Raw genomic sequence first — 15099 nt, forward strand, 5'->3', positions numbered from 1 at the left:
CGATTAAGCGCGAACGAAGTCGATGTAGGTCAGCTTCGGCTTGAACGGGTGACGCTGAACAGCCTGAGCTTTAACTTTCTCTTCTTTGCCATCAACAACGATGGTCAGAACTTCGTTGTAGAACTCTGCATTGGTCTGCATGTTCCACACTTTGTCGTGATCCAGTTCGATTGCTACTGGCGCAGCTTCGCCGCCATAGATGATGGCCGGGAATTTGTTAGCTGCACGCAGGCGGCGGCTCGCACCCTTACCCTGCTCTTTACGTACTTCTGCGTTGATAGTAAACATTGATGTCTCTCTATATATAAATCCTGCTACAGGCGACCCAGCAGCAGGCAGATTATCTGCTTCGCGAATGCAAAAGCGGGCGGCATTATATCCGCCCTGCGTTTTTGCAGCAACCAAAACCTCAGTCCTGAGGACGATTAGCGCAGTTCGTTGGCCCGGCGGAATCGCCCCTGATAATCAAACACTTTCTCCCGGACCTGCCAGTATTGCCCCTTCATGCGGGCAACGACAAAGTCCGGGTGGCGCAGAAGCGCCTGCTGGGCGAGGATATCGGCAGGCGTTATCCAGCGCAGCGGCACGCCCGGCGTTCGGGTATGCGGTCGGATAAAGAGCTGCTCAAAGGCGGTACGCTGGGCGGGCGTATGCAGGCGGAAGCGCTCACTAACATCCGCGCCATCTTCATCGTAATAGGTGATTTTTAACCAGGCGCCTTTGTCATCCGCACCGTGCTGAAGAACCATACCGCTACAGCGCAGCACCAGCGCATCTTTGAGCTTCAGCGCGGCTTTCAGCATGTCATCGGGGTCGACCAGAATGGTATCGCACTCGCGGCAGCGGCGGGCGGCGATATCGTTTTCCGCGTTACACTGCGGGCAGTTTTTAAAGCGAAAACGAAAATCGCACTGTTCACGATGGCCTTCGTCATCCTCAAACCAGCCCTGGCAGCGGCGGCCAAAGTGTTCAATCAGCGTGCCGTCAGCGGTAGTTTTTCCCCAGAAGGTATTGGCGAAACCGCATGCCGGACAAAAAACCTGGACCGGAACGTTGTCGCTTTTTCCCTTCGGCGTTCCCACTTCAGGGGCATACAGGTCGTGCGGATTGCCGGCGTAATCGAGAATCAGGCAGTCAGTTTTACCCGGCGCCAGGCGCAGGCCACGGCCGACGATCTGTTGGTAAAGGCTCACCGACTCGGTCGGGCGCAGGATGGCGATCAGATCGACATGCGGCGCATCAAAGCCGGTCGTCAACACCGCGACGTTAACCAGATAGCGGTACTGCTGCGCTTTAAACGCTTCGATGATGCGATCGCGCTCCGGCCCTGGCGTTTCACCGGTGATAAGAGCCGCCTCGCCCTGCGGAAGCAACCCGGTCACTTCACGGGCGTGTTCAACGGTGGCGGCGAAAATCATCACCCCTTTGCGCGTTTCGGCGAATTCAACGATTTGGCTGACGATATGCGGCGTGACCCGCTGCTGCTTTTTCAGCTCGTGATTCAGATCGGCTTCGCTGAACAGGCCGTTACTTTGTGCCTGTAAACGGCTGAAGTCGTATTGAACCACCGGCATGTCCAGCCGCTCCGGCGGCGTCAGGTAGCCATTCTTAATCATATAGCGCAGCGGCAGTTCATAAATGCAGTCGCGAAACAGCGCTTTTTCATCACCGCGCACCATGCCGTGATAGTGAAACTGATAAATCCAACCTTTACCCAGGCGAAACGGCGTTGCGGTCAGCCCCAGCAGGCGCAGATGCGGATTGACCTGCTGAAGGTGGCTGATAATCTGCTGATACTGGCTGTCATTATCGTCGCCGATGCGGTGACACTCGTCGACGATCAGCAGCGAGAACTCCCCCTGAAACTGGTCAAGGTTACGGGCTACCGACTGCACGCTGCCAAAGACCACTTTACCGTGGCTCTCTTTCCGTTTAAGGCCCGCGGCGAAAATATCCGCTTCCAGGCCGAGCGCGCAATACTTGGCGTGGTTCTGCGCCACCAGCTCTTTTACGTGCGCCAGCACCAGCACGCGACCGCGCGCCAGGCGTGCGAGTTCAGCAATGACCAGGCTTTTACCTGCGCCTGTTGGCAGGACAATCGCGGCAGGTTCATGATGGCGGCGAAACCAGGCGAGCGTGGCGTCGACCGCCTCTTTTTGGTAGGGACGTAATGTAAATGTCATGAATTTATGGCGGTTAATTAACTCGCGAATAGTATGCCACGAATCTTTTCCCTTGAGTGGTGTTAATAGCCCGTTATACTACCCCATGAAATTCTTCTTTTTCGGGCGCGTTGCCCGCTCCAGCACTTGTACAGGCTAAAAAAATCTCATGCGACTTGATAAGTTTATCGCTCAGCAACTTGGCGTTAGTCGGGCTATTGCCGGGCGTGAAATCCGCGGCAGCCGCGTTACCGTGGACGGCGAAATTGTAAAAGACTCCTCCTTCAAGCTTCAGCCGGAGCATGACGTCGAGTATGACGGCAATACGCTGGTTCAGCAGAACGGCCCGCGCTACTTTATGCTCAACAAGCCGCAGGGTTACGTTTGTTCTACCGACGATCCGGATCATCCGACGGTACTCTATTTCCTCGATGAGCCGGTGGCGCACAAGCTGCATGCTGCCGGTCGTCTGGATATCGACACCACCGGTCTGGTGCTGATGACCGACGATGGTCAGTGGTCGCACCGCATTACGTCTCCGCGCCACCATTGCGAAAAAACCTATCTGGTGACGCTGGAAAATCCGGTTGATGACTCCACTGCCGGGCAGTTTGCTAAAGGCGTTCAGCTGCATAATGAGAAAGAGCTGACCAGGCCTGCAGTGCTGGAAGTGGTGACACCAACCGAAGTCCGCCTGACCATTAGCGAAGGGCGTTACCATCAGGTTAAGCGGATGTTTGCCGCCGTGGGGAATCATGTGGTTGGCCTGCATCGCGAACGCATTGGCGACATTGCGCTGGATGCTTCGCTGGCGCCGGGTGAATATCGTCCGCTGACGGCAGAAGAAGTCGCCAGCGTCGGCGGCCAACATGCACGGAGTAAAACGTGACGGCAAAGCAGAATTCTTCATTAGGGATTGTGTTTATTCTTGGCCTGCTGGCTATGTTAATGCCGCTGTCGATTGATATGTATCTTCCGGCGCTGCCGGTGATTGCGGCCCAGTTTAATGTGCCGGACGGCAGCGCGCAGATGACGCTCAGTACCTATATTCTGGGCTTTGCGCTGGGCCAGCTTTTATATGGCCCGATGGCGGATAGTCTTGGCCGTAAACCAGTGATACTAGGCGGGACGCTCATTTTTGCCGCGGCGGCGGTGGCCTGCGCGCTGTCGCAGACTATCGATATGCTGATTACCATGCGCTTTTTCCACGGCCTGGCAGCCGCAGCGGCAAGCGTGGTGATTAACGCCCTGATGCGCGATATCTATCCCAAGGAAGAGTTCTCGCGGATGATGTCGTTCGTCATGCTGGTCACCACCGTTGCGCCGCTGGTGGCGCCGATGGTCGGCGGAGCGGTGCTGGTATGGTTTAGCTGGCATGCGATCTTCTGGATCCTCGCGCTTGCGGCCCTGTTAGCGTCGGCGATGATCGCATTTTTCATTAGCGAAACCCTGCCGCCGGAACGGCGACAGAAATTTCATATTCGCACTACGCTTGGCAACTTCGCCACCCTGTTTCGCCATAAGCGCGTGCTAAGTTATATGCTGGCAAGCGGATTTAGCTTTGCCGGGATGTTCTCGTTTCTGAGCGCTGGCCCGTTTGTCTATATCAATATCAACCACGTTTCACCGCAGCACTTTGGCTACTATTTTGCGCTGAACGTGGTTTTCCTGTTTGTCATGACCATGATCAACAGCCGGTTTGTGCGGCGGGTTGGGGCGCTGAATATGTTCCGCGCGGGGCTGTGGATCCAGTTTGCGATGGCGGTATGGATGGTGGTGTGTGCGCTGTTTGACGTCGGCTTCTGGGCGCTGGTGTTTGGCGTGGCGGCTTTCATCGGCTGCGTTTCGATGGTCTCCTCCAACGCGATGGCGGTTATTCTCGATGAGTTTCCGCATATGGCCGGGACGGCCTCCTCGCTGGCTGGGACGTTCCGCTTTGGGATTGGCGCCATTGTCGGCGCGCTGCTGTCGATGGCGACCTTTACCACGGCCTGGCCAATGCTGATTTCCATCGCCTTCTGCGCCAGCAGCTCTATTCTGTTCTACCTCTATGCCAGTCGGCGGCGAAAAGCCGCACGATAAGCGACTTCCAGGGGGCGATATCGCCCCCTTTTTTGATACATATCAACCGAAACCGGCTTCTCTGTTCAGCAATTTGTTTCTTTTATGTAAAATCAAATCGCTCAATTAGTCGCATTATTGCGATAAAAAAGTTGTTTTAGATCACAGAAACGGGTACATATAGCCCGAAGATGTTCACTCTGCACAATTATAAACTTTTATATTACAAACCACTAACACGGCTATGCCGCTGGTGTAAGCGTTTTCGGTGCAGGAACAGGACTAATTGTCAATAATGTGTTAGTATTGTTGTAAAATTATTGTGAAGTATTTTGCTTCCGGGGAAAACACGTGAATACACTGCAACTCTCTATCGTACACCGTCTGCCGCAGAGCTATCGCTGGCTGGCCGGTTTTGCAGGTTCAAGAGTTGAACCGATTCCGCAAAACGGCGCTCAGAGCGAAAATAGCCTTGTGGCGTTGAAATTACTTAGCCCCGATGGCGATAAGGCCTGGCCGGTTATGCATAAACTCAGCCAGGCGCTGAGCGACATCGAAGTCGACAGTTCCGTTGTTGAATGCGAGGGCGAACCGTGCCTGTTTGTTAATCGTCAGGACGAATTCGCGGCAACCTGCCGGCTGAAAAATTTCGGCGTGGCGATTGCAGAACCGTTCTCCGGCAACAACCCATTCTGACCGTCAGCTTAACGCCAGCAGCTGACGGGTATACTCCTGTTGCGGAGCGGTAAACACGCGTTCGCACTTACCCTGCTCGACGACCTCTCCCTGCCGCAGCACCATTACCTGATGACAAAGCGCACGCACGACGCGCAAATCATGGCTGATGAAAATATAGGCCAGCTGATGCTTTTGCTGTAGCGCCTTCAGCAGCGCCAGAATTTGCGCCTGCACGGTTTTATCCAGCGAAGAGGTGGGCTCATCCAGCACGATTAGCTGCGGTTTGACGACCAGCGCCCTGGCGATAGCGATGCGCTGGCGCTGTCCGCCGGAGAAAGCGGCAGGGTAGCGATGCCGGGATTGCGGATCGAGCCCGACCTCCTGCATCGCCTGAATCACCGCCTGCTCTCGCTCGGCCGGCGTGAGCGTTGGCTGATGGACGCGCAATCCTTCTTCAATAATTTGCAGAACGTTAAGCCGTGGGTTTAGCGATGAGTTGGGATCCTGAAAGACTACCTGCATGCGTCGACGCAGCGGCAGCATCTGCCGACGGCTGCGCCCCTGGAGCGTCTCGCCGTCAAAGACGATTGCGCCTTCAGAATGAATCAGGCGCAGCAGCGCCAGCCCTGTAGTACTCTTGCCCGATCCGGATTCGCCGACCAGACCCAGCGTTTCTCCCGCGCGCAATTGAAAGCTGAGGGCGTTAACCACGCGATTATGATCGACCACCCGCCGCAGAACCCCTTTGCGGATCGGAAAGGCGATACTTAAGTTTTCCGCCCGCAGTAATTCTGGCGCATCCGGCGCGAGGGGCACGGGATCGCCCGACGGCTCGCTGTCCAGCAGGCGGCGGGTGTAAGGGTGTTCGGCAGCGGAGAATAGTGCCCGGCAGCCGTTTTGCTCCACGCATCGGCCGTTCTGCATCACCGCGACGCGATCGGCAAGCTGACGAACGATGCTCAGGTTATGGGTGATAAACAGCAGCCCCATATTTAACTCTTGCTTGAGTTCGCGCAGCAGCGCGAGGATTTGCGCCTGTACCGACACGTCCAGCGCGGTCGTGGGTTCGTCGGCGATGAGCAGCTCCGGACGAGTCAACAGCGCCATGGCGATCATTACCCGCTGGCGTTCGCCGCCGGAGAGCTGGTGCGGGTAGTCGGCCAGACGCCGCGGCGCATTGCGGATCCCAACGCGATCCAGACAGTCGAGGATCTCTCCGCGCGCCGCTTCTTTACGCATCCCGCGATGCAAAGAGAGCACTTCGTAGAGCTGTTTTTCGAGGGTATGCAGCGGATTGAGTGAAACCATCGGCTCCTGAAAAATCATCGCGATGCGGTTGCCGCGCACGCCGCGCAGCGTATGTTCATCGGCGTGTAGCAGCGACTGGCCGTGAAAGCGGATATCCCCTGCGGGGTAGCAGACCGGCGGCGAGGGCAGCAGCCGCAGTATCGACAGCGCGGAAACGCTCTTACCGGAGCCGGATTCGCCCACCAGCGCCAGGGTTTCACCGACCGCAATGCGTAGCGACAGCTCGCTGACCACGGTGGTGGTTTCCCCCTGCTGGCGAAAGGCGATGGAAAGGTTGTCGATATCTAACAGAGGTTGCGTCATGCTACACCGCCTTGCTTGGGTCAAAAGCGTCGCGAACCGCTTCACCGATAAAAATCAATAACGTCAGCAGGAGTGCTACCGACAGAAAGGCGGCGATGCCCAGCCACGGCGCCTGAAGATTATTTTTACCCTGCAACAGCAGCTCGCCCAGCGAAGGAGAGCCCAGCGGCAGGCCGAAGCCGAGGAAGTCCAGCGAGGTCAGAGTCGTAATCGAACTGCACAGAATAAACGGCAGGAAGGTCAGGGTGGCGACCATAGCGTTAGGCAGCATATGGCGCAGAATAATGGCGCGATCGCTAACGCCGAGCGCCTGCGCGGCGCGGATATAATCATAGTTGCGGGTGCGCAGAAACTCGGCGCGGACGACCCCGACCAGCGTCATCCAGCCGAACAGCACGGTAATGGCCAGCAGCCACCAGAAGTTGGCCTGCACGACGCTCGAAAGCAGGATAATCAGAAACAGGGTCGGCATCCCCGACCAGACCTCGATAAAGCGCTGTCCCCAGAGATCAATCTTTCCGCCGTAATATCCCTGAACGGCGCCGGCCATCACCCCCAGCACGCTGGAGAAGAAGGTCAGCAGCAGGCCAAAGAGAATGGAAATGCGCGTGCCGTACAGAATACGTGCCAGCACGTCGCCGCCGTTGGCATCGGTGCCCAGCCAGTTCAGCCTTGACGGCGGCGAAGGGAAGGGGGTTTCGGTGGCGAAATTAATGGTCGTTGCGCCGAAGCGAACCGGCGCCCACAGGGCCCAGCCGTTATCGTCCAGTCGTTTTTGCAGCCACGGGTCCTGATAGTCGGCGGCAGTAGCAAAGCGGCCACCGAAGGTGCTCTCGCTATAGTTTTTTAATAACGGTACGTAGAGACTGCCGCGGTACTGCACCAGCAGCGGTTTATCGTTAGCAATCAGCTCGGCGCACAGGCTGCAGGCGAAAATGACTAAGAATAACCAGAGCGACCAGTAGCCGCGGCGGTTGTCGCGAAAGCGCGCCCAGCGGGCCTGATTGACGGGACTGAAAAATGACATTAGCGGCCCTCAAAATCGATACGCGGATCGACCAGCGTATAGCTGATGTCGCTGATGATATTCAGCAGCAGGCCAATCAGAGTAAAAATATACAGCGTGCCGAACATGACCGGGTAATCACGAGATACCGTGGCTTCATAGCCCAGCAGCCCCAGTCCGTTCAGCGAGAACATCACTTCAATCAGCAGCGAGCCGGTAAAAAACATGCTGATAAAGGTGGCCGGGAAACCGGCGATCACCAGCAGCATCGCGTTGCGAAATACGTGGCCCCACAGGATCTGCTTTTCGCTAACGCCCTTTGCGCGGGCGGTGACGACGTACTGCTTGCGAATTTCGTCGAGAAAGCTGTTTTTGGTGAGCATGGTGAGGGCGGCAAAACCGCCGATCACCGTGGCCAGCACCGGTAGGGTGATATGCCAGAGATAGTCGAGGATTTTTTGATACCACGGCAGGCTGTCGAAGTTGGCTGACACCAGCCCGCGCAGCGGAAAGAGATCGAAATAGCTGCCGCCGGCAAAGATAACGATCAACAAAATGGCGAACAGAAAGGCCGGGATCGCATAGCCGATAATAATCAGCGTACTGCTCCAGACGTCAAAATGACTGCCGTTGCTGACCGCTTTGCGGATCCCCAGCGGGATCGACACCAGATAGATGATGAGCGTGCTCCACAAGCCCAGCGAGATAGAGACCGGCAGGCTGTCCCCGATCAGCTGCACGACCGATGAGCTGCGAAACAGGCTGTCGCCAAAATCAAAGCGCAGGTAGTCGCCGAGCATTTTAAAATAGCGCTCGTGGAGAGGCTTATCAAAGCCGTAGCGTTGGGTTATCTCGGCGATGACTTCCGGGTCCAGCCCGCGCCCACCTCGATAGTGGCCGTCGCTGATGTTGCTGACGCCGGTACGCGCATGGCTGGCGGCCATCCCGCCGTCTCCGGCTCCGGGCAGACCGCCGCGATCGCCGAACTCTATCGCCGCAATCGCTTGATCGACCGGGCCGCCGGGAGCGATTTGCACAATGAAAAAGTTAATGGTGATAATCGCCCACAGGGTGGGGACGATGAGCAGTAGTCGGCGGAGCAGATATGCACCCATCTTAATTCCTTAACGTCTGTCCGCGGGAAGTCTGGCCGCTTTGTTGGCGTCGTACCACCAGTTTTCGAAACCGGATGAGTAAATCGCGCGAGTCTTCGGGAAGGAGAATTTATCCCAGTAGGCGGTGCGATCCTGCGCCATATACCACATCGGCAGCATGTAATAGTTCCAGGTCAGCACGCGGTCGAGGGCCCGGCCCAGCGGCAGCAGTTTTTCCTTGTTGCCCTGCCAGCGAATGATCTGCGCAATAAGCTGGTCGACGGCCGGGTTTTGAACCCCTGAGGCGTTATAGCTGGAATTAATATATTCCGAATCCCAGGAGATTTGCAGGCCGGTGTCGGGCCAGGGCGACGCGCGCCAGACGTTTGGCATCATGTCGTAATCCCGGCTGCGCTTGCGGTTACTGTACTGGGAGTTATCGACCTGGCGAATGTCCATAACGATGCCGAGCCGCTGAAGATTGTGCTGAAATGGCAGTACCCAGCGATCGCTGCTGCCGGAGGGGAGCAGCAGCTCAAAGCGTAACGGTTTGCCGCTCTGCGCGTTTACCCGCCGCTGGTTTTTCACTATCCATCCCGCCTGGTTGAGGATGGCATCCGCTTTGAGTAAATTCTCCCGTGCAAAACCATCGCCGCTGGAAACCGGCGGCCGGTAAATCTGCGTGAAGACTTCGGCCGGGATCTCTTTTTTCAGCGGCGTCAGCAGGGCGAGCTCGTCGGCATCAGGATAATCGCGCGCCGCGTATTCGGTATTCTGAAAGAAGCTGTTGGCGCGGCTGTAGGAGTGATAGAACAGCGCCTTATTCATCCATTCAAAATCAAAGGCGAGGGTGATGGCCTCGCGAATCCGGCGGTCGGCAAATATCGGGCGCTGAATATTAAAGGCCAGCCACTGGGTATTTTGCGCCGAGGTATTGGTGTATTCGTCTTTAACGATATAGCCGTGGCTAAAGTTGCGCCCGACGTAGCGGGTCGCCCAGTTTTTGGCGACGTTCTCTTCCCGACGATCGACGGCGCCGGCCTTAAAGGCTTCGAAGGCGACATTGTCATCAAGGTAATAATCGTAGCGTAGCGTATCGAAATTCCAGCGCCCGCGGTTGACCGGTAAATCGGCGGCCCAGTAGTCCTTCACGCGGGAATAGGTGATGTACTGGCCCATGCGCCAGGCGGTAATGCGGTAGGGGCCGCTGGCCAGCGGTGGAGCGGAGAGCGGGTCGCTGAGTTTATGCTTTTTCCAGAATTTTTCCGGCATCACCGGTAGCGTCATCAGGCTAAGCATGTTCTCTTTGCCCGGTTTGGCTAACTCAATGCGAACGGTTAGCGGGGCGATAGCTTTAACGGTAGTGCCTTTATAATAGAGACGAAACTGCGGCACCCCTTCGGTCATAAACTTCTGGAAGGTAAAAGCGACATCGCTGGCGGTGATGGGACTGCCGTCGTGATAGCGGGCGTGCGGATTGAGCGTAATCTCCATCCACGAAAAATCATCGGCATAGCGCGTATGCTCGGCAATCAGCGGGTAGTAACTGCCGGGCTCATCGTCAGAGGTGGTGAACAGCGTATCGTATAGCGCTTCGGTTCGAATACCCGGATTACCGCGCAGGGCGTAGCGGTTGAAATTATCAAAGGTACCGATAGCCGCAAGGGTAATCGCGCCGCCTTTAGGCGCGGCGGGATTCGCATAATCGTAGTGGTCAAAGCCCGCGGCGTACTTCGGTTGGCCGATAATCGCGAACGTATCGCTCGTCAGAATAGTTTGCGCCCGGCTGTGCAGGCTAAATAAGGTCAGCAGTATCAGGCTGATGCGGGCAAACATAACCAGGGTATCGTCCTCCAATGACAGGCCTGAAGTGGCCTGACCTCTGATAGCAAATAATAAAGGACACTTAGCGGGTTGGGAAATATTTCGCCGGCTGCGCGTGGGCGGCGATCAGCGCTTCCAGCGTCAGCGGGCGACTTAACCAGTAGCCCTGCAAAAAGTTTACGCCATGATCGCGCAGCCATTCCGCCTGTTCCTGCGTTTCCACGCCTTCGGCAACGGTAGCGAGCTTCAGGCGGCGGCTTAGAGTGATGACGGCATCGAGCACCGGCGAGGTCACGGTCTCCGTCCCGATAGCCTGTACGAAGCCGCGATCAATCTTCAGGTAATCAAAGCTAAAGCGCTCCAGATAGATGAGCGCGCTATGGCCGGTACCAAAATCATCAATCGCGATTTCAAAACCCTGCTCGTGCAGCCAGTCGAAGTTCTCTAATGAACGATTTTTATCGATCATCGCGCGCTCGGTGATCTCCAGTACCAGCTTAAAGTGGTCGGCTGGCATGGCGGCGGCGAAGTGCTTAAGGTCCTGCTGAAAGCTCTCTGCGTGCAGATGAAGGGGGGAAATATTGATCCCAAGCTTGATCCCTGCGGGCAGGAGCGTCTGCAAAACAGGCGCATCGTGCGCAATCAGTTTTAAGAGGTGGCGAGTAAGCGGAATGATGATCTGCTGGGTTTCCGCAAGATTAATAAAGACGTCAGGGGGGATCTCTCCGGCCACCGGATGTTTCCAGCGCATCAGTACCTCAACGCCGCTGATCTGCAGCGTCTCCGATTTCACCACCGGCTGATAGACCAGGTAAAACTGATCGTTTTTGATCGCCAGCAGCAGCTCCTTTCGCGGGTCTGATTTTATCGTGAGAATGTAATAGCTTAACAGTCCGGCCAGCAGCCCGCACACCACCCCCAGCAGCAGGGCAAACTGCGTATTCTCCGCCAGCCAGCTGTTAGCATAGAGATAGATTTTCAACGGTAAACCCTCAATCTGCGTCTGGCGAATAGGCGGCGAGAGCAGGGTCTGCGGGTCGATAAGCTTGTTGCTGAAGGTCGGGATCGCGGTGTGCTTAATGGACAGCGCCAGGCCGCTGAAATCATTCTGCCGTGAGGAGTAGAGTATATAGGGTGTCAGATTCGCATTGATCGAGACAAAAACGCCGTCTTTACCGCCGTGCGGGCTACGAACCCACATCGCCAGCGCCGCGCTTTTCGGCATCATGGGCGTACCGGGAAGGATCGCCATATCCACCGCTTGAGTGATATCCAGCTGTGGAATGAGCTGGTTAAAAGGTGTGTTCATTGCACCGGTGGCGGAGGAGCAAAACGCAATACCATTTTTAACCAGCAGGAAAGCGCGTACGTTTGGGCTGAATGCCGCATGGGCGGTTAATCCGGAATCGATATTTTCGCAGGGCTGACTCACCAGCGGCTGTAGTCCCGCAATCGTCTGGTCTAAATCGTGAAAATAGCCCGTCAGATAAGCATGAACATTGTTGATGATAACGTCGAAACGCTCCGCGCGGTTGTGATAGATCACCATAAACTGGATGCTACCGGCCAGCAGGGCGACGGCTACGCCAACGCATATGCTGGTTAGCCAGATTTTTCGCCGGGGAGAGAGGTGACGGGTAGGCATAGGCTCCAGGCAGTCCGTGTGGTTGATTCGCGCAATGCGCTAACAGAAACATGCGTTTTCTGTCGTCGCTTCAAGAGATAGCCTATTTTACGAAGTTTATTGGCTGGCGAGCAAAAAAAACACTGCTTCAGCAGTGTTTTGTTTCTTCCGTTGGCCAAGGGAATAACCAACGGCAGAAGAGATTACGAGCGGCTCAGAACGCGTCGCGCTTCGTTATAGCGCTTTTTCCAGTACGGCTCATCCATGCTGGAAATCGTCACACCGCTGCTGGTGGAAGCATGAACAAACTGGTTGTTGCCGATGTAGATGCCTACATGACGGCCCGTTGAACCCGCACGGAACAGTACTAAATCACCGGTACGCAGCTGTGAACGGCTGATGGATTTTCCGGAATCCTGTTGCTCAGAAGTCGAACGCGGCAGCTCCAGGCCAAACTGTTCACGGAAAGTACGCTGCACAAAGGCGGAACAATCAATGCCTTTGCGAGTGCTGCCGCCGAGGCGGTAACGCACGCCCTTCCAGCTGGCATATTGATCCATCAAACGGGACTTAACGTCCAGGTTGCGGACCATGGTTTCAAATTCATCCTGAGAGGCTTGCAGTGATGATAAATCGCCACTACCCACAGCAAGCGTCTCAGAATGCATATTTCTGGCGGTACTATTTGAACTACACGCGGAAAGCAGAACCGCAACTGCAATCGCGGGGGCGACCCGCAAGATATATCTCAAAATCGGCTGAGATTTGACCATGCTGTGTGTTATCCCTTGTTGTCCTTAACGACAATGTCGTTATAAAAAATGCCAAACGTGTTAGAGCCTAATTACCTGGTCGCAATGAGACAATTCCGTAAGCATAAAATTGTGGCCTGACGCACAAATTTATTCATTATCTGAATTGATGTTGCTGGAGAGGCAAAACGAGATTGAGGTTACCCGATCGAACGGGGGATGGCGAGCGGTTTTGCGCATTTTCTTATAAGTATTTTTGCGACAAAAAGTGAATCATCGGCAAAGGCCAAAATAGCGGCAGGGATGGGTAAAAAATATGCAATTTACTCATTTTTAACAGGATTAATGTGACAGCAAGATGATAGCGGGTGAGAAAGAGTGAGATGATAAAAAAAGGGACCCAGAACGATCCCTTATGAATGATATTAATTAATTGTAAAGATCACTTTAAATTTTCGTTCTTCCGCCGGGGAGGTAACGTTCAAATAAAGTAATCACTTTATCGCTCAGTGGGGTCATCAACACCCAGGGAGCGCCAATGAGCACGGCCGTTAATGATCCGACGGCAATATCGGTAAACCAGTGCGCGCCGATCATCACCCGCGGGAAAGCGAACACCACAAAGATAACCAGCGCAATAGCGAAGGCGCGACGGCCAAAATAGCGCCACATGAAAGAGGCAAAAATCAGCAGCATCATGCCGTGATCGCCCGGGAAGCTGTCTTTAGACGCATCTTTAGTCGGAAAGGAGATGACATCGCTGACTTTAGTGATATCGGTGAACGAGAGCGAAGGGCTGGCTCGCTTCACCGGCATCAGGTGCTGGGCCAGCTGATTGATAATGACGGCAGCCAGCAGCATCACCAGGCCGATGATAATCACCCGGCGGCGTCCGGCGCTCTGTTCTTTAAACCAGAAGCTCAGCATCAGGCTGCCCATCGCCAGCAGCGAACAGGCGTCAAACGCGCGGTTGTTGATAACCGCCAACAGCCAGGTGTAAGCGGTGTTGACGCCGACCAGGTGGTTAAAGAAATAGAAAATCGCCGCGTCCAGCGGAGCCCAGAAACCATGGTTAACCGGAAGATACCATGAACAGAAAAGCGCTATACCTGCCGCGTTTAACAGCAGGATGAGGGGAATTCGATTTTTAATCATAACTATCGCGTGTTGTGTAAAACGACGGCAACCATAGCCGCCCTAAGTTAAACGAATCTTCAACAAAGAGGCCTGAAGAGCATTCCAGTCCGTTTCTGTATCGGCTATCAGCTCAATACGGCTATCGGGCGGGGCAACGTTTTGCGTCTCAATATGCAGATCGAGCTGCTGGCGATTGATACGAACCAGCCCTTCGGCAATACGCATGACGCCTTTAACTCGTCCAACCGGCGCCAGGCGCGCCCATTCAAGCAGAGCGACGGTATCGAAGACGGTTTCAGCGTCAAAAATCCAGCCGCAGGCGTGATAGCCCTGAGCGCTATTGAGGCTACGACGCCAGCGCTGGTGCGCGGGAAGGCTAAGCGCGGCAAGGCCTTTTTTCTGCCCGTGGTCGTGCGCATGCCCGACCCCTGCGGGTAGCGGCGCCAGATTGCGGCGCGGCAAATCAAGCAGCGCCGGGTCGATATTACCTTGGCTAGCGCTGACGCAGCGACGCTCACCGGCGTACGCCTCACGCCAGGCGACAAAAGCGCGCTGGCTCTCCTCCGTCGAGCGGTCGGCTTTATTGCTGACAATAACGTCAGCGGCAGCCAGCTGGTCGCGAAAGTTTTCGTTGCTCACGACTTTTTCGTCCAGCAGCTGACGCGGATCCAGTATGCACAGGGTGGCGCGCAGATCGATCCACGGCGCGTAGACCGGCGCGGTCAGCATATCGAGGATCTGTTTAGGATGGCCTAGTCCGGTGGGTTCTATCAGCAGACGGTCAGGTTTGCCCTGGCGCAGCAGGGTGTTGAGCCCAACCTGCATCGGCAGGCCGTTAACGCAGCACATGCAGCCGCCGGGGATCTCTTTCAGCAGCGCGCCGCTTTCCGCAAGCAGCGCGCCGTCAATGCCCACTTCGCCAAACTCGTTGACCAGTACGGCCCATTTTTCATTTGCGGGCTTATTGGCCAGCAGGTGCAGAATGGAAGTGGTCTTACCGCTGCCGAGAAACCCCGTGATCAAGTTGGTTTTGGTCACTTTTTCTCCAGGATAAATGTAATGTTGTAACAGTTGAGGCTATCCTGACGAAAAAAAGGGGAAAAGAGAAGCGTTAACGCGGACAGAAAGGCGCTCCGTCCGCTTAAAGGCA

Annotated in this window: 13 protein-coding genes; 3 read left to right on the forward strand and 10 right to left on the reverse strand. The window is 55.6% G+C overall.

Features of this window, described 5'->3' with window-relative positions; translation table 11 throughout:
• Positions 1-3: 3 nt before the first annotated feature.
• Together rplY and HMPREF3178_RS20380 are read right to left on the reverse strand one after the other, a co-directional pair.
• A complete protein-coding gene (gene rplY / locus HMPREF3178_RS20375; protein ID WP_070585464.1) occupies positions 4-288 on the reverse strand; it encodes a 50S ribosomal protein L25 in 285 nt (94 codons plus the stop codon).
• Between the two features lie 137 nt (positions 289-425).
• Positions 426-2183: a DEAD/DEAH box helicase gene (locus HMPREF3178_RS20380; RefSeq protein WP_004103954.1), complete on the reverse strand. Its 1758-nt coding sequence runs from the start codon at positions 2181-2183 to the stop codon at positions 426-428.
• Positions 2184-2331: 148 nt separating this feature from the next.
• On the opposite strand from HMPREF3178_RS20380, the gene rsuA reads away from it, so the two are divergent.
• The 3 genes from rsuA (at position 2332) to HMPREF3178_RS20395 (ending at position 4919) form a co-directional block, all read left to right on the forward strand.
• Positions 2332-3051: a 16S rRNA pseudouridine(516) synthase RsuA gene (gene rsuA, locus HMPREF3178_RS20385; RefSeq protein WP_004103953.1), complete on the forward strand. Its 720-nt coding sequence runs from the start codon at positions 2332-2334 to the stop codon at positions 3049-3051.
• Positions 3048-4244, forward strand: coding sequence for a Bcr/CflA family multidrug efflux MFS transporter (locus tag HMPREF3178_RS20390; RefSeq protein ID WP_004103952.1), 1197 nt, complete (start codon positions 3048-3050; stop codon positions 4242-4244). The genes rsuA and HMPREF3178_RS20390 overlap by 4 nt, the downstream gene beginning before the upstream one ends.
• A gap of 330 nt (positions 4245-4574) precedes the next feature.
• Entirely contained in the window at positions 4575-4919 is a 345-nt protein-coding gene (locus HMPREF3178_RS20395; RefSeq protein WP_004103951.1) for a YejG family protein, read from the forward strand.
• A 3-nt stretch (positions 4920-4922) separates the two neighbouring features.
• Here HMPREF3178_RS20395 and yejF read toward each other — a convergent pair whose 3' ends face one another.
• The 8 genes from yejF to HMPREF3178_RS20435 all read right to left on the reverse strand — a co-directional run bounded on the left by yejF (position 4923) and on the right by HMPREF3178_RS20435 (position 14987).
• On the reverse strand, positions 4923-6512 hold the full coding sequence (gene yejF, locus HMPREF3178_RS20400) for a microcin C ABC transporter ATP-binding protein YejF (RefSeq protein WP_070585466.1): 1590 nt from the start codon (positions 6510-6512) through the stop codon (positions 4923-4925).
• A gap of 1 nt (position 6513) precedes the next feature.
• Positions 6514-7539, reverse strand: a complete 1026-nt coding sequence (locus HMPREF3178_RS20405; RefSeq protein WP_032728558.1) for a microcin C ABC transporter permease — start codon at positions 7537-7539, stop codon at positions 6514-6516.
• Positions 7539-8633 (reverse strand): microcin C ABC transporter permease YejB, encoded by a 1095-nt coding sequence (locus HMPREF3178_RS20410; RefSeq protein WP_023329877.1) that lies wholly within the window; start codon positions 8631-8633, stop codon positions 7539-7541. Before HMPREF3178_RS20410 ends, HMPREF3178_RS20405 begins: the two co-directional genes overlap by 1 nt.
• 9 nt (positions 8634-8642) lie before the next feature.
• A complete protein-coding gene (locus tag HMPREF3178_RS20415; protein WP_070585477.1) occupies positions 8643-10448 on the reverse strand; it encodes an extracellular solute-binding protein in 1806 nt (601 codons plus the stop codon).
• A 70-nt stretch (positions 10449-10518) separates the two neighbouring features.
• Entirely contained in the window at positions 10519-12081 is a 1563-nt protein-coding gene (locus tag HMPREF3178_RS20420) for a cyclic di-GMP phosphodiesterase (RefSeq protein ID WP_070585468.1), read from the reverse strand.
• Between the two features lie 182 nt (positions 12082-12263).
• Positions 12264-12833, reverse strand: coding sequence for a bifunctional murein DD-endopeptidase/murein LD-carboxypeptidase (mepS, locus tag HMPREF3178_RS20425; RefSeq protein ID WP_004103943.1), 570 nt, complete (start codon positions 12831-12833; stop codon positions 12264-12266).
• 426 nt (positions 12834-13259) lie between these two features.
• Positions 13260-13973, reverse strand: a complete 714-nt coding sequence (locus tag HMPREF3178_RS20430) for a phosphatase PAP2 family protein (RefSeq protein WP_024274498.1) — start codon at positions 13971-13973, stop codon at positions 13260-13262.
• Positions 13974-14009: 36 nt separating this feature from the next.
• Positions 14010-14987 (reverse strand): CobW family GTP-binding protein, encoded by a 978-nt coding sequence (locus tag HMPREF3178_RS20435; RefSeq protein WP_004103941.1) that lies wholly within the window; start codon positions 14985-14987, stop codon positions 14010-14012.
• Positions 14988-15099: the final 112 nt, after the last annotated feature.

The organism is Klebsiella sp. HMSC09D12 (assembly GCF_001808475.1).
GTDB lineage: Bacteria > Pseudomonadota > Gammaproteobacteria > Enterobacterales > Enterobacteriaceae > Klebsiella > Klebsiella oxytoca.